General features: G+C 72.7%; 17 protein-coding genes and 2 tRNA genes. 15 read left to right on the forward strand and 4 right to left on the reverse strand.

What is annotated here, in order from left to right; genetic code table 11:
- Positions 1–157: 157 nt before the first annotated feature.
- The 7 genes from ACZ4AA_RS03535 (at position 158) to ACZ4AA_RS03565 (ending at position 6874) form a co-directional block, all read left to right on the forward strand.
- Entirely contained in the window at positions 158–1150 is a 993-nt protein-coding gene (locus ACZ4AA_RS03535) for a phosphatase PAP2 family protein (protein WP_467594521.1), read from the forward strand.
- Complete coding sequence (locus ACZ4AA_RS03540; protein ID WP_467595132.1) at positions 1101–2336, forward strand: hypothetical protein; 1236 nt, start codon at positions 1101–1103, stop codon at positions 2334–2336. Before ACZ4AA_RS03535 ends, ACZ4AA_RS03540 begins: the two co-directional genes overlap by 50 nt.
- A complete protein-coding gene (locus ACZ4AA_RS03545; RefSeq protein ID WP_467594524.1) occupies positions 2327–3919 on the forward strand; it encodes a hypothetical protein in 1593 nt (530 codons plus the stop codon). The genes ACZ4AA_RS03540 and ACZ4AA_RS03545 overlap by 10 nt, the downstream gene beginning before the upstream one ends.
- Positions 3916–5250, forward strand: coding sequence for an AAA family ATPase (locus ACZ4AA_RS03550; protein ID WP_467594527.1), 1335 nt, complete (start codon positions 3916–3918; stop codon positions 5248–5250). The genes ACZ4AA_RS03545 and ACZ4AA_RS03550 overlap by 4 nt, the downstream gene beginning before the upstream one ends.
- A gap of 207 nt (positions 5251–5457) precedes the next feature.
- The gene (locus tag ACZ4AA_RS03555; protein WP_467594530.1) at positions 5458–5835 is read left to right on the forward strand and encodes a hypothetical protein; all 378 of its coding nucleotides are present in this window, start codon (positions 5458–5460) and stop codon (positions 5833–5835) included.
- Positions 5836–5985: 150 nt separating this feature from the next.
- Positions 5986–6810 (forward strand): hypothetical protein, encoded by an 825-nt coding sequence (locus ACZ4AA_RS03560; RefSeq protein ID WP_467594532.1) that lies wholly within the window; start codon positions 5986–5988, stop codon positions 6808–6810.
- Positions 6801–6874: transfer RNA gene (locus ACZ4AA_RS03565), tRNA-Lys, on the forward strand. The genes ACZ4AA_RS03560 and ACZ4AA_RS03565 overlap by 10 nt, the downstream gene beginning before the upstream one ends.
- Before the next feature lie 122 nt (positions 6875–6996).
- Here the strand turns inward: ACZ4AA_RS03565 and ACZ4AA_RS03570 are convergent.
- Positions 6997–8718, reverse strand: coding sequence for a M6 family metalloprotease domain-containing protein (locus tag ACZ4AA_RS03570; RefSeq protein WP_467594535.1), 1722 nt, complete (start codon positions 8716–8718; stop codon positions 6997–6999).
- A 353-nt stretch (positions 8719–9071) separates the two neighbouring features.
- On the opposite strand from ACZ4AA_RS03570, the gene ACZ4AA_RS03575 reads away from it, so the two are divergent.
- On the forward strand, positions 9072–11000 hold the full coding sequence (locus ACZ4AA_RS03575) for a putative bifunctional diguanylate cyclase/phosphodiesterase (RefSeq protein ID WP_467594539.1): 1929 nt from the start codon (positions 9072–9074) through the stop codon (positions 10998–11000).
- A gap of 38 nt (positions 11001–11038) precedes the next feature.
- Here ACZ4AA_RS03575 and ACZ4AA_RS03580 read toward each other — a convergent pair whose 3' ends face one another.
- Both ACZ4AA_RS03580 and ACZ4AA_RS03585 read right to left on the reverse strand, forming a co-directional pair.
- Positions 11039–12154 (reverse strand): LLM class flavin-dependent oxidoreductase, encoded by a 1116-nt coding sequence (locus tag ACZ4AA_RS03580; RefSeq protein WP_467594542.1) that lies wholly within the window; start codon positions 12152–12154, stop codon positions 11039–11041.
- A 200-nt stretch (positions 12155–12354) separates the two neighbouring features.
- On the reverse strand, positions 12355–13086 hold the full coding sequence (locus ACZ4AA_RS03585) for a maleate cis-trans isomerase family protein (protein ID WP_467594545.1): 732 nt from the start codon (positions 13084–13086) through the stop codon (positions 12355–12357).
- A gap of 400 nt (positions 13087–13486) precedes the next feature.
- On the opposite strand from ACZ4AA_RS03585, the gene ACZ4AA_RS03590 reads away from it, so the two are divergent.
- The 7 genes from ACZ4AA_RS03590 (at position 13487) to ACZ4AA_RS03620 (ending at position 18989) form a co-directional block, all read left to right on the forward strand.
- Positions 13487–14470 carry a D-2-hydroxyacid dehydrogenase gene (locus ACZ4AA_RS03590; RefSeq protein ID WP_467594548.1) on the forward strand — a complete coding sequence of 328 codons (984 nt, stop codon included), beginning with the start codon at positions 13487–13489 and terminating at the stop codon, positions 14468–14470.
- Positions 14471–14633: 163 nt separating this feature from the next.
- Positions 14634–15563 (forward strand): ectoine/hydroxyectoine ABC transporter substrate-binding protein EhuB, encoded by a 930-nt coding sequence (gene ehuB / locus ACZ4AA_RS03595; protein WP_467594551.1) that lies wholly within the window; start codon positions 14634–14636, stop codon positions 15561–15563.
- Positions 15560–16321: an ectoine/hydroxyectoine ABC transporter permease subunit EhuC gene (ehuC, locus tag ACZ4AA_RS03600; RefSeq protein ID WP_467594554.1), complete on the forward strand. Its 762-nt coding sequence runs from the start codon at positions 15560–15562 to the stop codon at positions 16319–16321. The genes ehuB and ehuC overlap by 4 nt, the downstream gene beginning before the upstream one ends.
- A gap of 40 nt (positions 16322–16361) precedes the next feature.
- Complete coding sequence (gene ehuD, locus ACZ4AA_RS03605; protein WP_467594557.1) at positions 16362–17012, forward strand: ectoine/hydroxyectoine ABC transporter permease subunit EhuD; 651 nt, start codon at positions 16362–16364, stop codon at positions 17010–17012.
- Positions 17013–17019: 7 nt separating this feature from the next.
- Positions 17020–17802 (forward strand): amino acid ABC transporter ATP-binding protein, encoded by a 783-nt coding sequence (locus ACZ4AA_RS03610; RefSeq protein WP_467595137.1) that lies wholly within the window; start codon positions 17020–17022, stop codon positions 17800–17802.
- 252 nt (positions 17803–18054) lie between these two features.
- Positions 18055–18813 carry an IclR family transcriptional regulator gene (locus tag ACZ4AA_RS03615; RefSeq protein WP_467594561.1) on the forward strand — a complete coding sequence of 253 codons (759 nt, stop codon included), beginning with the start codon at positions 18055–18057 and terminating at the stop codon, positions 18811–18813.
- 102 nt (positions 18814–18915) lie between these two features.
- Positions 18916–18989: transfer RNA gene (locus ACZ4AA_RS03620), tRNA-Lys, on the forward strand.
- Between the two features lie 48 nt (positions 18990–19037).
- Here the strand turns inward: ACZ4AA_RS03620 and ACZ4AA_RS03625 are convergent.
- Positions 19038–20348 carry a M18 family aminopeptidase gene (locus tag ACZ4AA_RS03625; protein WP_467594564.1) on the reverse strand — a complete coding sequence of 437 codons (1311 nt, stop codon included), beginning with the start codon at positions 20346–20348 and terminating at the stop codon, positions 19038–19040.
- Positions 20349–20490: the final 142 nt, after the last annotated feature.

Genomic DNA, 20490 nt, shown 5'->3' on the forward strand with positions numbered 1-20490 from the left:
ACCCCGGCTGCGGGCAACCCGGGGGGCGATCTCCGCGTCCTTGAGATCCGGGGCGCCCCTCCGGGGCATTCCAGCGCACCGTAAAATCCCCGGGTGGCCACGGACCGCCTGGTCACCACGAGCAGCTGGGCACGAGCAGATGGGGGAGGGCGATCGGATGCCGCAGACCGATGCACCGCGTACCGAAGCGGCACCGCGCGCCCGGTGGACCGCACTGCGCGGGTCCGCCGCGTCGGGGTTCCGTCCGCGCTGGTGGACCGAGGTCCCGCTGATCGTCCTGGTGTACGCGGTGTACACCGCGGGCCGGCTGCTCGCCCGTGGCGACACGAGCGGCGCGACGGATCACGGCCTGGAGATACTCCGGATCGAGAAGGTCCTGCACCTCAACGCCGAACACCCGCTGAACCGGCTGTTCACCCGGGAGGCCTGGCTGGGCATACCCGCCGACTTCTGGTACGCCTCGCTGCACTACGTGGTCACGCCCGCGATCCTGATATGGCTGTTCCGCTCCCGGACCGTGCGCTACCGCGCGGCCCGCACCTGGCTGATGACCTCCACGCTCATCGGTTTGATCGGCTTCACCCTGCTGCCGACCTGCCCGCCCCGGCTGCTGGCGCCCGAGCACGGCTTCGTCGACACGATGGCCCAGTACAGCGGTTACGGCTGGTGGGGCGCCGAGGCGAGCGCCCCGCGCGGCATGGGCGGCATGACCAACCAGTACGCGGCGATGCCGAGCCTGCACGTGGGCTGGGCGCTGTGGTGCGGAGTGATGCTGTGGCGTCACGGCCGTACCCCGGCGGCCAAGGTCGCCGGCGTCGTCTATCCGCTGTTCACCACGATCGTCGTGATGGGCACCGCCAACCACTACTTCCTGGACGCCGTCGCGGGCGTCGCGGTGATGGGGACAGGACTGCTGCTGACCCCGTTCGTGACGCGGGCGGCGAACCGTCTGCGGACCCTGCTGAAGGTCCGTGCCCCGTGGGTCCCGGGTGTCTCCGGGGGCGAGGGTTCCGCGATTGTCAGTGCGGGGTGCCAGACTTCCACGGGTGAACGAATTCCCCGACAGCGCGAGTCCCGAACCGGGCCGGGAGCCGAGCCGGGTGCCGCTCCCACGGACGCGGGGGACAGCGCTGCGACAGCAGCTCGCTGAGCTGCGCGGTCCGGACACCGCACCCAAGGCGCTGGACGCGCGCGCCCTCGCGGCGCTGGCCGCGAACCCCGGGTGCGACCGGCGCGCCCTGCTGGACGGCGTGGGCGTCGACAAGGCGGGACTGGCCGACGCGATCGGCTCGCCGTCCGCGTTCGGGATGTCGCAGTTCGCCTTCATGCGGGGCAACGCGTTCGAGGCGCGGGTCAAGGCGGACGGCGGGGCCGAGCTGCTGCGGCTGGTGCACGAGAAGCTGGACCCGGGTGCCGGGGCTCCGGGCGCCGGTGCCGTGCCCGACCTGTCCGCGATCGGTCCCGAGGGGCGCACGGCCCGTACGGAACTGGCGCTGCGGGAGGCCACCGGGGCGGGGGCCTGGACCCTGCTCGACCACCCGATGCTCGCCCTGGACGTCGCCGGCTCCCCCGCCTTCCTGGAACCCGACGCCGTGGTCGTGCACCCCGACGGCGGCTGGACCGTCGTCGAGATCAAGTCGTTCCCGATGCTCGACGGTTCGGCCGACCCGGCCAAGGTGGGCGCCGCCGCCCGGCAGTCCGCCGTGTACGTCCTGGCCCTGGAGGAGGTCGCGGCCCGCCTCGATCCCGCTCCCCGGGTCCACCACCGGATCCTGCTGGTCTGCCCGAAGGACTTCTCCAACCTCCCGGCCGCCTGCGCGGTCGACGTGCGCAAGCAGCGCGCGGTCACCCGCCGCCAGCTCGCCCGGCTCACCCGCGTCGAGGACATCGCCGCCGCTCTCCCCGAGGGCCTCTGCTTCGCCCCCGGCCTGCCCGCCGAGGAACTGATCACGGCCGTCGAGGCGGTCCCCGCGACCTACGCCCCCGAGTGCCTTGCCGCCTGCGAACTGGCCTTCCACTGCCGGGCCCGCTCGCGCGCGGCGGGCGCGGTGACCTCGCTCGGCCGCTCCCTGCGCGCGGAACTGGGCGGTCTGACGACCGTCCCGGACGTCCTGGCCGCGGCCCACGGCAGCGCGGGCGACCCCGGGGACCCCGCCGTCGCGGCCCTCAGAAGAGCGGCCACGCTGCGCGCGGAGGCCCTGAACGGCACGTCCGCGCGGCCCGCCGCCGCGGTGGCGGAGGCGCGGGTACCGGCCACGATGCCGGCACGGACCGGCGCACCCGGCGTGGCCGCCCCAGGCGTCGTGGACGGTCGGGAGGCGGGCGTATGTCTCTGATCACCGCTCTCGCCCGGCTGGAGGCCGTCGACAGCGGCCGGGCGCAGCCTGCCGCGACCGTGCTCCACCGCCATCTGTCCGAACGGCCGCTGGTGTTCGTGCCGCTGACCACCGCGGGCGAGGCGGGAGCCCCGCTCGGCGCGCTGGTCGGCACGGACCGGGACGCTCCCCGGCTGCTGGTCGTGCCGCAGCCCCGCGACCGCGACCTGCGCTTCGCGTTCCTCGCCGAACTGGCGGACGTCGTCCTGCCCTACCTCGACGCGTACGCGGACGTGGTCGAGGCGGCCGAGCGCAGCGAGACCGACCCGGAGACCGGCAAGCGCGTCAAGGTCGAGGTCGAACTGTGCTCCGACGCGCCGCAGTTGATCGTGCCGGGCCGGGCCGGCATCGAGTTCGTCCGGCTCCTCGGGCGTTCCACCCGCTTTCGGCGCACCGCCGAGCAGGATCCCGAGACACCGCATCCCGCGCCGCCCCGGGTGCCGCTGTCCGGGCGCTGGCTGACCCACTTCGGGGAGCGCGCCCGGGTGCCGGGCTCCGCCCTGCTCCTCGCCCTCACCGATGTGCTGTCCCGGCACTGGGCCACCGGGCAGAGCAGTCTTGAGGACCAGCATCTGGGCGCGCTGCTGGCCTGGATCGATCCGCCGGAGGGCGAGCCGGGCGCCGAGGCGGCGGTACGGGCCGAGCTCCAGCGGGACGCGCGCGGCCAGCTCGTGTGCCCGCCCGCGGGACCGGCCACGGACCCCGCCTTCGACAACCAGCTGCTGGCCCCGGCGATCGAGCGCTACGACCGCGCGCGTACGGCGTTCGCGGCTGCCGAGGACGGTATCGAGGCGGACGACCGGCTCGGTGAACTCACCGCGGCGGAGCGGGAGATCCGCGCACTCGTCGCGAGTGTCACCCGGCCCACCTGGGACGCGGTCTGGCGCGGGCTCGACCTGCTGCGGGCGCTGCCCGAGGGGGCGCACGCCGCCGACCGGTGGACCCGTGACCGCTGGTCGTTCACCGGCCACCGCGACCGGGTGGTGGCGGGCGAACCCCCGCAGCCGCGCCGCGACGACGCGGTCACCGCCGCGAACAAGCTGGCCACGCGCGAGCGGGAGCAGGCCAGGTTGGAGGCGCAGGAGGCCCTGGACGACCCGCTGGTCATGGCCGGCCGGCGGCTCGCCGGAGAGGCGTTCGCCGGAGAGGTCACCGAGGTGGTGATGGCGTACAGCGAGGGCAAGCGGCCCAGTCCCCGCCCACTGGTGACCGTCCGCACGGACGACCGCCCGCATCTGGGGGAACGGGCCAGGGTGTACCGCTCGCTGGGCGGGAAGCCGCAGGCGGCCGAGTTCGTGGGGCTCGACGACGAGGGCGCCCTGGTGCTGCGGATCGTCGACAAGATGGGGCGCGGCAGGGAACCCGAGGCGGGGTCCGTGCCGGAGAAGGGCGAGGCCGTCTGCTTCACCCTCTTCGAGCACGAGCAGCGCGGCGGCGCCAAGCTGCCCGACCCGGAGGAGACGCCGTGGACGCACGGAGGGCCGCCGGGTGAACCGGACGCCCTGCCGCTGCCGGACCCGGTGACCGAGGAGGACGTCCTGTGACCGCCGTCTTCGACCCGGGCGCCGAGGCGGCCCGCGCCACCGACGCGATCCTGCGCGACACCCTGCACGGCACCGACCGCGGAGTGGTGGTCGACTCCCCGCCGGGGGCCGGCAAGTCGACGCTCGTCGTCCGCGCCGCCCTCGAACTGGCTTCCGCGGGGCGCCCGTTGATGGTCATCGCGCAGACGAACGCGCAGGTGGACGACCTGGTGCTGCGGATCGCGGAGAAGGAACCGGGCCTGCCCGTCGGGCGGCTGCACAGCAGCGACTCCGACCCGTACGACAAGGCCCTCGACGGCCTGGACCAGGTCCGCAAGTCCACGAAGGCGGCGGACCTCGCGGGCCTGGACGTCGTCGTCTCGACCGCCGCGAAGTGGGCCCACGTCAAGGGCGTCGAGCCCTGGCGCCACGCCATCGTGGACGAGGCGTACCAAATGCGCTCGGACGCGCTGCTCGCCGTCGCCGGGCTCTTCGAACGGGCGCTGTTCGTGGGCGACCCCGGGCAGTTGGACCCGTTCGCGATCGTCGGTGCGGAGCAGTGGGCGGGACTCTCCTACGATCCGTCCGCGTCCGCGGTGAGCACGCTGCTCGCGCACAATCCCCAACTGCCGCAGCACCGGCTGCCGGTGTCCTGGCGGCTGCCCGCGTCGGCCGCGCCCCTGGTCTCGGGCGCCTTCTACCCGTACACACCGTTCCGCAGCGGCACCGGGCACGGCGACCGTCGGCTGAACTTCGGTGTCCCGTCGGACGGTTCGGGCACGGACCGGGTCATCGACGAGGCGGCCGAGTCCGGTTGGGGCCTGCTGGAGCTGCCGGCCCGGCACACCCCGCGGACGGACCCGGAGGCGGTCCGGGCGGTCGCCGGGATCGTACGGCGACTGCTGGACCGGGGTGGCTCGGCCACGTCGGAGCGGGCGGAGGAGCCGGTGCCGCTGACGGCCGACCGGATCGCGGTGGGCACGGCGCACCGCGACCAGGCCGCGGCCGTACGGGCGGCGCTGGCCGTTCTCGGCGTCGCGGACGTCACCGTGGACACGGCGAACCGGCTCCAGGGAAGGGAGTTCGACGTCACGGTCGTCCTGCACCCGCTGTCGGGGCGGCCCGACGCCACGGCCTTCCATCTGGAGACCGGACGTCTGTGCGTGCTCGCCTCCCGGCACCGGCACGCGTGCATCGTGATCTGCCGGGAAGGAATCACGGAGTTGCTGGACGACCACCCGTCGACCGAGCCCGTACAGCTGGGGGTGACCGTGAAGTTTCCGGATGGCTGGGAGGCCAATCATTCGGTGCTGTCGCATCTGGCGGAGCACCGAGTCGCCTGGCGGCCCTGAACCACGCTCCGGCGGCCCCCGAACCGTCACGGTCCTGGCCCGCAGGGGTGTACTCGACCTTCAAAGCTCTGTGCTCGACCTTTCAAGCTCTGTGCTCGACCCTTCGGGCTCCGCGCTCGGCCCTTCGGGCCCACTTGCGCGGGCGCGAGACAATGGACGGTGGCCCTTTTCCGAGAGGGGCCCCGAACCGTACGAGGAGGAGAAGACATGGCGGAGCCCACGCCGCGTCGGAACGAACCGCGGCTTCGCCCCGCGCCCCTGCTCTTCGAGCCCGCCGAGGCCGCCGGGGATCCGGAGCATTTCTTCGACCTGGAGTCGATCGACGATCCGCGCGCACTGCTCGACCGGTCCACGGAGCTGGCCCAGGCGTTTCGCGCCGCCGCCGACCGGGCCGTCGAGTTCCAGGCCATCGCGGCCGCGCAGCTCGCCGATCCGCGCCGTTTCGACCGGCTGACCACCGCCTCGATCGCCGAGCGGGCCGAGTGGACCGAGGACTACGCGAAGAAGATGGTCGAGTTCGGCCAGGAGTTGCTGCGGGGTGCGGAGGGGACCGGACACGGTCACGGGGTGACGGACACGCTCTGAGGTGGGGGACCGGGGCCGGGACGGCCGGTCTCACCCCGTCCACGCTCTGGCATATGCCAGCCGGGCAAGATACTCCACCTCACCCCCGCCTGTCCCGATTTCCGGCAACCCTCCGGAGCGGGGCGCTCACCACCGGTAGATGTATGCGGCATGAGCAGCACACGGAACCCGTCGAGCAGCAGCCCGCACAGCCCCGGAGCGATGGCGCCCGAGCGGCTGGACGTCTCGGGCGTCACGGCCGAGGGCGCCGCCTGGCTCGCCTCGGCGGGAGCGTATCCGCGCAGCACGCTCGCCCTGTGGCGCGAACGGCCCGACGCCCCGGTCGTCCTGCTCTGCGGCAGCGCGTTCGACGTCGTCAGCGCCTCCGCACTGTTCGGGCGGCGGATGCTCGACCGGCTCTGGGACGAGGGGCCGGGCTCGGGGCCGGTGGCGGCCTATCGCGGACGGATCCTGCTGTTCGCCGCGCCCGGCACCGCCCAGCGGCTCCCCTCGCTCATGGAGTGGGAGGAGTGGGGCGCGGGCGCCGCACTCGGAGGCGAGGGCCGCACGGGGCGCGAGGGCACCGTGGAGTGCGGTGAGCACCCCGGGGCCACCGGAACCAGGGGCGCCGGAACCGGTGAGACGGCCGGAACCGGACGGGCGGTGGCCGACGGGACGGTCGGAGCCGAGGCCGTCGGGTACGGCGGGCGCCCGGGGCGGTGCCGGGAGGTGCCGCCGCTTCTCTGCCACGGCACGGGCGACGCGGTCACCGTGCCGCCGCTGCGCCCCGGGACGGGCGGACCGGAGGCCGTCCGGGCCGAATCCCGCTGGCTGGTCGCCCCCGACACACGGCTGCCCTGGCTTCCCGGCCCCGAGGTTCTGCTCTGGGCGGCCGTACGGGCGGCCCGTGCGGCGGCCTCGGCGGCGGTACGGATATCGATTTTTCCTCGCGCCGATCAGGATGCTAAGGTCTACGACGTCAGCAGGCGCCGCTAGCTCAGTTGGTTAGAGCAGCTGACTCTTAATCAGCGGGTCCGGGGTTCGAGTCCCTGGCGGCGCACGCCAACGAGAGCGGGATGTTTCGCGGAAACGCGAACGTCCCGCTCTCGTCGTTTTCGGCCCCTCACCCCCGTGACCCGCTCGCCGCCCTTCGGGCACCCGGGCCGCGGGAAGGGTCACCGCTCAGCCCGTCGTGATCCTCACGGTCCAGGAACCCGAGGCCGTCCGGTCCTCCACCTGGATCCTGACGTTCGCGCCCGGCACCTTGAAGGTCTCGCCGAGGCGCACGGGGGCGTCCGCGAGCGGCGGGTACACCGAGTCCTCCCAGCAGGCCTCGGTGCGGGGGTGGGCGTCGAGGACCTGGATGGGACCGTTGCCGGACTCGGTCCCGCTGCGGACCCGGTAGACGAGGACGCCCTGCTCGCACGTCGAACTGTCGTTGCCCCCCGATCCGCGCGCCTCCAGGGCGATCGCGCTGTCCGGGCCCGTGGGCACCACCGCCAGCTTGGTGCCCCGGCCGGCCCCGAAGGGCTGCGAACCGGGCGGAGCCGCCACGCCCACCGCACTGGAGCCCACCGCGCCGGAGCCCACCGCACTGGAGCCCACCGCGCCGGAGCCCACCGCACTGGAGCCCTCCGCGCCGGAGGACGTGCGTCGCGCGCCCGCGGCACGCGAGGTCGTCCGCAGCGCGCCGGAGGGCACTCGCGGCCCCTGCCAGCCCGCCTCCCTCTCACGCGCCCCACGTGCCCCGCTCGACCCACCCGCCTTGGTCGACCCGTTCGACCCGTTCGACGAAGCCGACTCGCCCGCCCCGGAAGCCCCGTTCGACGCGCCCGACACACCCGACCCGTTCGACGCGCCCGACCCCGCCGCCTCCGACACCCCCGGGCGCCCCGCCGGCGTCCCCGCGGCGGTCGACGTCCCGGCACCGACCACTCCCCCCGGGCTCGCGCCGGCCGAGCCGACCGGCTGCCGTGCGGGTCCGGACTCCAGCGGTTCGAGCGTCAGCCGGGTGACGCCGGTGCCCGCGACGCACGCCACCTGGTGCGGTTCCAGCCATCCCAGCCGCCACTTGTGCCAGCCGAAGAGGTCGGGGGCGAGGCCGAACTGGCTGCCCATGAGGTCCCAGTCGCCCACATAGGTGTCCCAGTCGCCCTTGCCGTCGGTGGGGCGGTGGTAGAGGTCGGGCAGGTCGAAGACATGGCCGGTCTCGTGCGCGAGGACGAGCCGGTCCGGCGGATGCTTCTCGAAGACGGTGACCACCCGCCGGATGTCCTTGCCGTCGGCGCGCAGAGGCGTGTCCAGGTTGACGACCTTCGTGGCGTCCGAGTCGACGCCCGGCGCGTCGGGGTCCGCGATGAAGTACACGACGTCGTAGCGCGAGAAGTCGATCTTCGGATCGGCCACGGAGAGGGCGTCGCGCAGATAGGCGGAACGGTCGCCGGCGTCCCAGTCGCGCTGTATGGCGTACGACGTGGAGGCGTGCGGCATCCGGATCCAGGTCCGCTGGGGATGCGGCCGGACCGTGAACCTGCCGTAGGAGGCCTGCTCGAAGAAGCGGCTGGTCGCGGGGAAGTAGTCACCCGTCAGCTCGGAGGGCGCGGTGCGCGGGGCGGAGTCGGGGAAGGACAGGAAGACCATGACGGCGTTCAGGGGGCGCGAGGGGCGCTCATAGGCGGCGTTCCAGGTGTCCACGCCCTCCGAGTGGTGCGCGCCGGTCCGCGTCAGGGCGCACGGGGAGACCAGGGGTTCGGCGAGCGCGTGGCCCGGTCCCAGGGAGGTCGCGGCGAGCGCCGCCATCGAGGTGAACATGGCCGCGCCGCTGCGCCAGCGGGGTGCCCCCTCGCGGGCGCGACCGCGCGGGGCCCCGCGAGCGAGAACCCTCAGGGGGAGCGGACGCGGCACGTCGACCTCCGGATGCGGTTTCGGGACACCGCACCCAGCCTGATTGAATTTGTACTATTTCGCCCTGTTTGTCTGCACCGGAAGAGTGAGAGGTCAGGCGGGCCGACACCCCCGAACGTGCACGGAACGTCACGTTCGCTCGATGGGAGAGGGAACCGTCCGGATAACAGGCAGAAACGATCTGTCAGAACAGCTGGTTGTTCCTGGACACTGGACAGTGGCTGCACCGTTTCGCGGGCAGCCTCTATGATCGGCACACTTTCCTGCACGGACACGGCTTGTGCGGCCGCCCATCACCGGCCGACCGCCCCGAGAGACCCATACGAAGAACGAGTGCACTGCGGGAGCGAGCGGTGAGCGGAACGTCCGAAGGGCCGGCGCCCGCGGGAGACCTCGTCCGGCCGGCTGTCACAGAGCGTCACGTCGACACGTCTTCTCGTCCGTCCGCCGGGACCTCTCCCGGCCCATTCGCCCCCTCCGTACCGTCCGTGGCGCCGGGGCCGCCTTCCGGGACGCCCGCACCCCTGGCGGTCCCCGACGGAACGTCACTCCGCACCTTCCACGCGGCCTTCGCCACCGCCCCCCTCGCGATGGCGGTGGTCGACCGCGAGGGCCAGGTCGTCACCGCCAACGAGGCACTGGGCACGCTGCTCGGCGCCCGGGCGGGCACGTTCGTGGGCCGGCGGGCGGCCGATCTGGTGGACCTCGCCTCCGACCCCCGCACCTGGCACGCGTACCGCGAGATGCTGGCCGGGAGCCAGGCCCGGCTGCGCTGCACCCGCCGGCTCAAGCACCCCGACGGCCATGTGATCTGGGCGCAGGTCACGATCGCGCCGCTGCCCGCGCAGGAGGAGGCGGTCCTGATCTCGGTCACCGACATCGGCGTACGGCGTGAACTCCAGGCGCGGCTGCGCCACTTGCAGATGCACGACCCGGTGACCCGGCTGCCCAACCGGGTGCTGTTCTTCGAGCGCCTGTCGGCGGCCCTGGAGGCCGAGGCGTACGAGGAGTGCGGCACCGGCCGGATCGGGCTCTGCTATCTGGATCTGGACGGGTTCAAGGCGGTCAACGACACGCTCGGCCACCGGGTCGGGGACCGGCTGCTCGCGGCCGTCGCGGAACGCCTGACGCGCTGCGCCGAGGAGGCCGGTGTCACGAGGGCGGCCGCTCCGCTGGTGGCACGGCTGGGCGGGGACGAGTTCGCGCTGCTCGTCGAGGACTCCACGGGCACCGACCAGCTCGCGGACCTCGCCGAGTCCGTACTGAAGGCGCTCCAGGCGCCGTTCGACCTGTCGGGACAGCGGCTGTCCGTGTCGGCGTCCATCGGGGTGGTCGAGCGGCGCGCCGCCGGCACCACCGCGACCGGTCTGATGCAGGCCGCGGACACCACGCTGTACTGGGCGAAGGCGGACGGCAAGGGCCGCTGGACGCTCTTCGACCCCGAGCGCAACGCGCACCGCATGACCCGCCAGGCCCTGTCGTCCACGCTGCGCGCGGCCGTCGACCGGGGTGAATTCGCCCTGGAGTACCAGCCGTTGGTGGGTATGGAGGACGGCGGTGTGCACGGGGTCGAGGCGCTCGTGCGCTGGAACCACCCGAGGTTCGGGACCCTCACACCGAACCGGTTCATCGGACTGGCCGAGGAGGACGGCTCGATCGTCCAGCTCGGCCGCTGGGTGCTGGCGACCGCCTGCCGGCAGGCGCGCCGCTGGCAGCTGGACCGTCCTCAGGCCCCGCCGATCTTCGTCAGTGTCAACGTCGCGGTGCGCCAGGTGTGGGACTCCGACCTGGTGGCGGACGTGGCGAAGATCCTGACGGAGACCGGACTGGCCCCGCATCTCCTCCAGTTGGAGCTGACGGAGTCGGCGGTGATGGGCTCGGCCGGCCGCCCCCTCCAGGCGCTCCAGGCGCTGAGCGACATGGGGGTCCGCATCGCCATCGACGACTTCGGGACCGGCTACTCGAACCTCGCCTATCTGAGCAGGCTCCCGGTGTCGGTGCTCAAGCTGGACGGCGCCTTCGTGCGCGGCTTCCAGTACGAGAACGCCGACGGCTCGTCGGGCCACCCCAACCCGGCCGACGAGGTCATCGTCGAGGCGCTCATCCAGCTCGCGCACCGGCTCGGTCTGACGGTCACGGCCGAGTGCGTGGAGACCGCCTCGCAGGCGGCGCGGCTGCGCGGGATCGGCTGCGACACCGGCCAGGGCTGGCTCTACTCCCGTCCGGTGACACCGGAGCGCATCTCCGCGCTCCTGATGTCACCGGCCTGCCCTCAGACCTGAGCGGTCCGGCCCCCTCAGGCCCGAGCACTCCGGCCCCCTCAGGCCTGAGCGCTCCGGTCACCGGTCAACCCGTAGGCGTCCGCGATCAGTTCGTACGAGCGCAGCCGCACGTCACCGCTGTGCGCGTTGCCGGTGAGCATCAACTCGTCGGCTCCGGTGCGCTTCTGGAGGTCGTCGAGTCCGGCGCGCACCTCGTCGGCGGTGCCGTGGATGACGTTGGCGTTCCAGGATTCGACGAACTCCCGTTCCATCGCGCTGAATTCGTAGGCCTCCGCCTCCTCGGGGGTCGGCACCAGGCCGGGGCGTCCGGTGCGCAGGCGGACCATGCTCAGGGCGGCGGCCAGCACCTGGCGGTGGGCCTCCTTCTCCTCGTCCGCGGCGATGGCGGCGACCCCGATGAGGGCGTAGGGGGCGTCGAGGACCGCGCTCGGGCGGAAGGACTCGCGGTAGAGGTCGAGGGCCGGGATCGTGTTCTGCGCCGAGAAGTGGTGCGCGAAGGCGAACGGGAGCCCGAGCGTTCCGGCGAGGCGGGCGCTGAAGCCGGATGAGCCGAGCAGCCAGACGGGCGGCCGGTGCGGGGACTGGACTCCGCCGGGAGAGGTCGACTGGACCGGACCGGGAACGGCGTGGATCCGGGCGTAGGGGTGGCCGTCGGGGAAGTCGTCGTCCAGGAAGCGGACGAGTTCCGCGAGCTGTTCGGGGAAGTCGTCGGCGCCCTCGCCGAGCCGCTGGGTGCGGCGCAGCGCGGCGGCCGTCGCCCCGTCGGTGCCCGGGGCCCGGCCGAGGCCCAGGTCGATGCGGCCCGGGGCCATGGCCTCCAGCGTGCCGAACTGCTCCGCGATGACCAGCGGGGCGTGGTTGGGGAGCATCACTCCGCCGGAGCCCAGCCGGATGCGGTCCGTGTGGGCGGCCAGGTGGGCGAGGATGACCGCGGGCGAGGAGCTGGCCACGCCGGGCATGGAGTGGTGTTCGGCCACCCAGTAGCGGTGGAAGCCGCGGGATTCCGCGAGGCGGGCGATCTCGACGCTGGTGCGCAGGGCGTCGGTCGCGGTGCGGCCCGCGCCCACGGTGACGAGGTCCAGTACCGACAGGGGTACGGGGGCGGTGCCCTGTGCCGTGCCTCGGATCTCGTCCCTCTCGGCCGTCTCGTCCACCGGGGTGCCTCCTGTTGCGTACGCGTTGTCTCCTGCCCCGGGCAAACAGGAGGGTGTCTCCGGTTATTCCCTGCCCGCGGGACGGGAGCTCGCCCGGGTGGGGCGGAGGGGAGATGATTTCGCCCCTCCGCCCCTGCCCGTCCCTTCCTGGGGGCCCGGCCCCGGACCCCGCTCCTCAAACGCCGGAGGGGCTGGATGTCTCAGGCCTGGACGACCGGTTCCCTGGTGAAGAGAGCGCCCAGGCGGGGGGCGTTGACGCGGCGGTCCGTCAGGCGCAGTGCCTCCCAGACCGTGACCTGGCTCGCGGTGAGGACCGGTTTGGCCAGGTCCTTCTCCAGGGCCGTGAGGTGGGCGGCGGTGTGCAGGGCCGTGTCGGGCAGGAGGACCGCGTCGGCGTCCGGGTGGTCCGCCGCGCGGGCAAGTGCGAGGACCCGGGCGTAGTCCCAGCCGGCGGCCTCGGCGGCGGTGACGGCTCCGGAGCCGCCCACCGCGACCGCTTCCGTACCGGCCTCCTTCAGGAACTCCGCGAAGAGCGCGGCCACGTCGTCGGCGTAGGTGGCCGCGATCGCGACCCTCCTCGCGCCGATCTCCCGCGCCGCGTGCGCGAAGGCGAAGGACGTCGAGGAGGCGGGCAGCCCGGCCGCCTTGGCCAGGCCGCGCACCTGCTCGTGGGCGCCCCGCGCTCCGTGCACGAAGCTGCCACTCGCGGACGCCCAGACCACGGCCTCCGCTCCGGACAGGAGCAGCTCCTCGACGCCCGCCGCGAGCCGGGGTGCCGAGCCCATGTCGAGGAGCGCGTCCACGCCGTGGGCGTCGTCCCCCGGGTCCGTGTGGACGACGGTCAGGCGGACGTCGCTGCCGAGCATCTGCTCGATGCGCGGGTATTCGTCCTCGGCCGCGTGGCCGGGGTAGAGGAATCCGAGTGCGGTCATGCCCTGCCTTCCTTCGCTTCGAAACGTACGGGTCCCCTGTGGGCGGCCGGATCAATCAACCGCCGCCGAGGGCCCACCGCCCGGGTACCCGGTCGGAGCAATGCTGCCCACTTCGTCACCCGGCCGGCCGAGATCGCCGGTGTCCCCGCTTCCGCCTCCGGCCACGGGCAGGACGGAGGGGAACGGCCTTGGCGGGCGCCGGCGCGGTGGCGGGAAACCGGCGGGCAACGGACCGTATGCGAGCCCGTGTTGACGGCGGTAGGTTCGGCTGCGAGCGTGGTCGATCCGCGCATCCCGGACGCGTCGGCCCGCCCCGGCCCTCACTCGGCCCCCTCTCCCCCGGTCATTTCGCTCCAGGATCTCCAGAGAAGCGGACTCGCATGGCGAAACGGATTCCCCGATGAACGCCCGTACGGCCCCCGGAGCGTCCCGTCCGCCGTCCCCGGCCACCCTCCTCGTCCTGGACGCCGACCCGCTCCCCCGGCTGGGCCGGCTCACCGGCCGGGTGCGGATCGAGCACGCCGACGAGTCGACGCTCGCGGAGCTGCTGCCGGGCGCCGACGTGCTGCTCGTGTGGGACTTCGCCTCGCAGGCCGTACGCCGTGCGTGGCCGGGCGAGGGGCCGCGGCCGCGCTGGGTGCACACGGCCAGTGCGGGCGTGGACCATCTGATGTGTCCGGAGCTGGCCGCCTCCGACACGGTGGTGACCAACGCGCGCGGGGTCTTCGACCGGCCGATCGCCGAGTACGTGGCCGCTCTGGTCCTCGCCATGGCCAAGGACCTGCCGCGGACCTGGGATCTCCAGCGCCGGCACACGTGGCGGCACCGGGAGTCGCAGCGGGTGGCCGGGACCCGGGCCTGTGTGGTGGGGTCGGGGCCGATCGGACGGGCGATCGTGCGCACGCTCAAGGCCCTGGGTGTCACCACGGCGCTGGTGGGCCGCGTCCCGCGCACCGGGATCCACGGTCCCGGGGAGCTGGACCGGCTGATGGCGCGCGCCGACTGGGTGGTGTCCGCGGCTCCGCTCACCGCCGAGACACGCGGCATGTTCGACGCCCGGCGCTTCGGGATGATGCAGCCATCGGCCCGCTTCATCAATGTCGGACGCGGGCAGCTCCTCGACGAGGAGGCGCTCGCCGAGGCACTGTCGAAACGGTGGATCGCGGGCGCGGCCCTCGATGTCTTCCGGCACGAACCGCTCGGCCGTGACAGCCCCCTGTGGGACGCCCCCGGTCTGATCGTGTCGCCGCACATGAGCGGGGACACGGTCGGCTGGCGGGACGAACTGGGCGAGCAGTTCGTGGAGTTGTACGAGCGCTGGGCCGCGGGCAGACCGCTGGCGAACGTGGTCGACAAGAAGCGCGGGTACGTGCCGGGACACTGACCCGCCCCGGGGAAGGCCCCGGGAACCCGGGCCCGGACGGCCTGACCTCGGCGGACCGGCCGGTCTCACGGTCCGTGGTCCCGCGTGAGTCGGGAGCGATCGGCCGCGGGCGGGGCCGGGAGCGGTCCGCATACATCGCATGGTGTCGGGTAGCCGCGCGCCCATGGCTCCACCACTTGGGAACGCAGATGCGAACGCTACGGGAAACGACAGACATCCGCCCGGGACGACCCGCCGGTCGCTGCTCGCGGGGGTCGCGGCGCTCGGTGCGCTCGGCGCCTCCGGGTGCAGCCGCGTGGCCACGGCGTCGTCGGCCGGCGGAGGCGATCTCCTCGACCGGCTGAAGGCGCAGGGTGTCGTCCGTCTCGGCATCGCGGGCGAGATCCCCTTCGGCTACATCGACAAGGACGGCCGGCTGACCGGAGAGGCTCCGGAGCTCGCCAGAGCCGTGTTCGGGCGCCTGGGGATCCGCCGCGTCCAGCCGGTGCCGACCGAGTTCGGCTCGCTCATACCCGGGCTCAACTCGCAGCAGTTCGACGTCGTCTCCGCGGGGATGTACATCAACGCCGAGCGCTGCGGGCAGGTGATCTTCGCCGACCCCGACTATCAGATGCTCGACGCGTTCATCGTGCGCAAGGGCAATCCGAAGGGGCTGCACGACTACAAGGACGTCGTGGCGAAGCAGGCCACGTTCGCGACCGGGACCGGTTACGCGGAGATCCAGTACGCGGTCGAGGCCGGGTACAAGGAGAGCGACATCCTGATCGTGCCCGACCAGGTGGCCGGCCTGAACGCGGTCGAGGCGGGCCGTGCCGACGTCTTCGCGGGGACCGCGCTGACCGTTCGCGAGGTGGTGCGCAAGTCCACCGAGGCCGAGAGCACCAGGCCCTTCGCGCCGCTGGTCAAGGGCAAGCCCCATGTCGACGGCGGCGGCTTCGCGTTCCGTTCCCCCGAGACGCGGCTCCGGGACGCCTTCAACGTCGAACTGGGAAAGATGAAGGAGAGTGGCGAACTCTTCCGCATTCTGCGGCCGTTCGGCTTCACCAGGGCCGAGATGACCGACATGACCGCGAAGGAGCTGTGCCGCGGATGACATCGGGACTCTGGAAACTCGTCCTCGAAGGGATCTGGGTCACCGTCCAACTGCTGTTCCTCAGCGCATTGTTGGCCGGAGCCATGTCCTTCCTCGCGGGAATCGCGCGCACCTCGCGGCTGTGGGCCGTCCGCTTTCTCGCGGGCCTCTACACCGAGGTGTTCCGCGGCACCTCCGCGCTGATCATGATCTTCTGGGTGTACTTCGTGCTGCCGCTCGCCTTCGGCTGGCAGCTCGTCCCGCTGTGGGCGGGCACGCTGGCGCTGGGGCTGACGTACGGGGCGTACGGCTCCGAGATCGTGCGCGGCGCGCTGAACGCGGTCGACCCGGCCCAGCGCGAGGGCGGTATCGCGCTCAGCTTCACGCCCTGGCAGCGGATGCGGCTGGTCCTGCTGCCTCAGGCGGTGCCGGAGATGATCCCGCCCTTCTCCAACCTGCTCGTCGAACTGCTCAAGGGCACGGCGCTCGTCTCCGTGATGGGCATGGGCGATCTGACGTTCAGCGCCAACCTGGTGCGGCTCGCCCTCCAGCAGAGCGCGGAGGTCTACACGTACGTCCTGCTCATCTACTTCGTCATCGCCTTCCTTCTCACCCGGCTCATGCGCGGCCTGGAGAAGCGGCTGAAGGCGGGGGTCGGCAAGGCGCCGGACCGCGGGCCCGACCGCGAGACGAAGCGGGCGGCGACGGCCGGTGCGGGTGCCGGTGCGACCACCGGCGCCAGCGCGGGTGCGGGTGTGGGCGGGGGTGGCGCCTCATGAGCGCCGTACCTCTCGGGAAGACGACGATCGGTGGTGCCTCATGACCTGGGACTGGAACGCCGTCGGCGCCTTCATGCCGCACTTCTGGGACGGCCTGCTGGTCACGCTGGAGGCGCTGGCCCTCGGCTCGGTGATCTCGTTCGTCCTCGGACTGGTGTGGGCGCTGCTGATGCGCGCCCCGACGCGCTGGGTGCGCTGGCCGGTCGGAGCGGCCACCGAGTTCGTGCGCGACACCCCGCTGCTGGTGCAGCTGTTCTTCCTCTTCTACGTGCTGCCCGAGTGGAACATCACGTTCTCCGCGCTGACCACCGGGGTGATCGCGATCGGGCTGCACTACTCGACGTACACGATGCAGGTCTACCGGGCCGGCATCGAGGGCGTGCCCGCCGGCCAGTGGGAGGCGGCGACGGCGCTCGGCCTGCCCACGCGGCGCACCTGGACGGCGGTGATCCTGCCCCAGGCGGTCCGCCGTGTGGTGCCGGCGCTCGGCAACTACGTCATCGCGATGCTCAAGGACACCCCGTTGCTGATGACCGTCACCGTGCTGGAGATGCTCGGCGAGGCGCGGCTGTACTCACAGCAGCACTTCCAGTTCACGGAGCCGCTCACCGTCATCGGTGTGGCCTTCATCCTCATTTCCTACCCGGCTTCCCTGCTGCTGCGAGCCCTGGAGCGACGCCTTGTCCGCTGACACGAACATCGAGACCGGTCCCCTGGACGACCTCGCCAACCCCCCGGTGGACGGCAGCGAGCTGATCCGCTTCGACAAGGTCACCAAGCGCTTCGGGGACAACACCGTCCTCGACGGGCTCGACTTCCGCGTCGACTCCGGCATGCACGTCACGCTGATCGGCCCGTCGGGCTCCGGCAAGACGACGATCCTGCGGCTGCTGATGACCCTGGCCCGGCCGGACGAGGGCACGATCACCGTCGCCGGGGACCGGCTGTTCCCCGCGCAGGGCAAGCAGGTCCGCGAGGTCCGCAAGAAGATCGGGATGGTCTTCCAGCAGTTCAACCTGTTCCCGAACATGAGCGTGCTGCGGAACGTCACCGAGGCGCCCGTGACCGTCCTCGGCCTGTCCCGCGACGAGGCCGAGGAGCGGGCCCGCGGACTGCTCGACCTGGTCGGCCTCGCGGACAAGTGCGACCAGCGTCCCGGCCGACTGTCCGGAGGCCAGCAGCAGCGCGTGGCGATCGCCCGCGCGCTGGCCATGCGGCCGCAGATCCTGCTGCTGGACGAGGTGACGTCCGCGCTCGACCCCGAACTGGTGGCGGGCGTCCTGGACGTGCTGCGCGACATCGCGCGGACCACGGACATCACCATGCTCTGTGTGACCCACGAGATGAATTTCGCCCGGGACATCTCGGACCAGGTCCTCATGTTCGATTCCGGCCATGTCATCGAGTCCGGCCCGCCGGAGCGGATCTTCGGCGACCCGGAGCACGAGCGGACCAGGGAATTCCTCGGCGCGGTCCTCTGAAGCCGGGGAGCGGACACGGGGCGTGAGGGCGTGTTCCGGGGAAGGCGCGAGGTCCGGCCACCGGGGCATGCCCGAGGTTCCATGCCTTAGGCATATGCCAGCGTGGTGCGCTCCTGCTGAGAGGCATGGAGCGCACCAGGAATCTCGCCAACAGACCGCCACGGACGGCGTCTTGGCCGTTATCGTGTAAGGAGCCCAGCCGTCCGGGCCGACGTCATTTTTGAGCCGGGCCATGAAGCGCAGGGGGAAACCGTGGCGCTGATGAACGAGCCGACCGCGCCGTACCACTCGGCCCAGGACGCGCTGCGCGTCCTGGAGACGGTGTCGCAGCAGACCACCGGCGTCACCGCGACCGAACTCGCCCGCCGCGCCGGCCTGGGCACCGACCGGCTGACCGGGCTGCTACGCATGCTGCGCCGGGAGGGCTACGTCGAGCAGGTCACGGACGGCGCGTACGTCACCGGCGCCGCCCTCGGCCGGCTCGGTTCCGCCCACGGCCGCGAGCAGGCGCTGCGCGACAAGCTCCAGCAGACGATCGACCGCCTGCGCGACTCGGTCGGCGCCGCGATCTACCTCAGCCGCTACATCGACGGCGAGGTGCACGTCACCCAGTACGCGGAGAGCCCGGCCACCCCCGCGGTCAACGAATGGGTCGACTTCCGCTCCTCCGCGCACGCCAGCGCCGTCGGCAAGAGCCTTCTCGGCCAGCTCGACCACAACGGCCGCCGCGACCACCTCGCCCGGCACAAGATGGCCCGGCTCACCTCGCGGACCATCACCAGCGAGCGGCTCCTGCTGTCCCGTCTCGACTCCCAGCCGGCCACCGTGCCCGTGCTCGACCTCCAGGAGTACGCGATCGGCACGGTCTGCGCGGCCGTCCCGATCACGGCGGGCTCCTCCGTCGGCTGCCTCGCCCTGTCCCTTCCGGTCGAACACGCCCACCGGCTCCGCCGCGCCGCGGACACGCTGAACCGCGAGGCGACCCCGGTGCTGCTCTCCCTGGCGATCTGACAGCCGGCCCGCGCGGCCGGCGCGCGGCTGGTCGGAAGCACCCCCACGGACCAGGTAGTATTTCTTTTGTCGCCGACCGCGCAAGCGGTGGGCGAGAGTCATGCGCCGCTAGCTCAGTTGGTTAGAGCAGCTGACTCTTAATCAGCGGGTCCGGGGTTCGAGTCCCTGGCGGCGCACCTGAATGAAGGCCCTCCACTTCGTGGGGGGCCTTTCGCATGTCCCGGTCATCCGGTCCGCTCCGCCGTGACGAACTCGGTCAGCACCCGGGTCAGCAGCTCCGGATCGCGGGCCCCGCACAGTTCGCGCGCCGAGTGCATGGACAGCCCCGCCACCCCCACGTCGACCGTCGTGACACCGAGCCGGGCCGCGGTGATCGGGCCGATCGACGTCCCGCACGGCATCGCGTTGTGCGAGACGAACGGCTGCCACGGCACCCCGGCCCGCTCGCACGCGGCGGCGAAGGCGGCGACACCGACGCCGTCGCTGGCATAGCGCTGGTTGGCGTTGACCTTGATCACGGGGCCGCCGTTGGGCAGCGGCCGGTGGTCCGGGTCGTGGCGCTCGGCGTAGTTGGGGTGGACCGCGTGGGTCATGTCGGAGGAGACGCACAGGGTGCCGGCGACGGCACGGTCGAAGTCCTCGCGGCCACCTCCCCTGGCGGTCACGGAGCGGGCCAGCACCCGTTCCAGGAAGGGCCCCTGGGCGCCGGTCTCCGATCCGCTGCCGACCTCCTCGTGGTCGAAGGCGGCCAGCACCGGTACGGACGCGGGCGGGCGTCGCGAGCCCGCGGCGGCGACCAGGGCGGTGACCGCCGCGTGCACCGAGATCTGGTTGTCGAGGCGGGGCGCGACGATGAACTCCTCGTCGGCGCCCAGGAGTCCGGGCGGCTGGATGTCGTGCAGCATGAGGTCCCAGCCGAGGACGTCCGCCGCCTCGGCACCCGCCTCGTCCGCGAGCCGGGCGAGCAGGGCCCCGGGCTCACGGCCCCCGAGCCCCCACAGCGGGGTCATGTGCCGCTGGCGGTCCAGGGCGAGCCCGTCGTTGACGCTCCGGTCGAGGTGGATGGCGAGCTGCGGCACCCTCAGCAGCGGCTTGTCGACGCGGACCAGCCGGGTCGAACCGTCCCGCAGGGCCAGCCGCCCCGAGACGCCGAGGTCCCTGTCGAGCCAGGTGTTGAGCGGCACCCCGCCGTAGATCTCCACGCCGATCTGCCGCCATCCCGCCGAGCCGGTGTCCGGCGCGGGCTTGACCCGCAGGTTCGGTGAGTCGGTGTGGGTGCCGACGATCCGGAACGGGGTTCCGGCGGGCGCGCCCGGCGGGACGTACCAGGCGAGCAGCGCTCCCCCGCGGACGACATAGCGGCCGCCCTCGGCTCCGGCCGTCCAGTCCTCCCGCTCCCGCAACTCCGCGAAACCCGCCTTCTCCAGGCGCTGCGCCGCGCTCGCCACCACGTGGTACGGCGAGGGACTGGCCCTGACGAAGCCGAGCAGGTCGTCGTTGTGTCCGCGGTCGAGCATGTCATGTGTGGGGGACATGATTGCCTTTCGGATGCCGTCGTGGGGGTGGGGTGGGGGGCGTCGGACCGTCCTGCCGGTGCGCACCGTTCGGCCGGGCGGTGAGCGACACCACGGAAGTCGCCGACGCCGTCGACGCGGCCGATGCCACTGCCGTCACCGA

Source organism: Streptomyces sp. NPDC024698 (genome assembly GCF_055559015.1).

Coding starts and splice junctions, on each gene's coding strand:
- ACZ4AA_RS03535 (WP_467594521.1), top strand. CDS start 158: ATGCCGCAGACCGATGCACCGCGTACCGAAGCGGCACCGCGCGCCCGG.
- ACZ4AA_RS03545 (WP_467594524.1), top strand. CDS start 2,327: ATGTCTCTGATCACCGCTCTCGCCCGGCTGGAGGCCGTCGACAGCGGC.
- ACZ4AA_RS03555 (WP_467594530.1), top strand. CDS start 5,458: ATGGCGGAGCCCACGCCGCGTCGGAACGAACCGCGGCTTCGCCCCGCG.
- ACZ4AA_RS03560 (WP_467594532.1), top strand. CDS start 5,986: ATGAGCAGCACACGGAACCCGTCGAGCAGCAGCCCGCACAGCCCCGGA.
- ACZ4AA_RS03585 (WP_467594545.1), bottom strand. CDS start 13,086: ATGACCGCACTCGGATTCCTCTACCCCGGCCACGCGGCCGAGGACGAA.
- ACZ4AA_RS03590 (WP_467594548.1), top strand. CDS start 13,487: ATGAACGCCCGTACGGCCCCCGGAGCGTCCCGTCCGCCGTCCCCGGCC.
- ehuB (WP_467594551.1), top strand. CDS start 14,634: ATGGCTCCACCACTTGGGAACGCAGATGCGAACGCTACGGGAAACGAC.
- ehuC (WP_467594554.1), top strand. CDS start 15,560: ATGACATCGGGACTCTGGAAACTCGTCCTCGAAGGGATCTGGGTCACC.
- ehuD (WP_467594557.1), top strand. CDS start 16,362: ATGACCTGGGACTGGAACGCCGTCGGCGCCTTCATGCCGCACTTCTGG.
- ACZ4AA_RS03625 (WP_467594564.1), bottom strand. CDS start 20,348: ATGTCCCCCACACATGACATGCTCGACCGCGGACACAACGACGACCTG.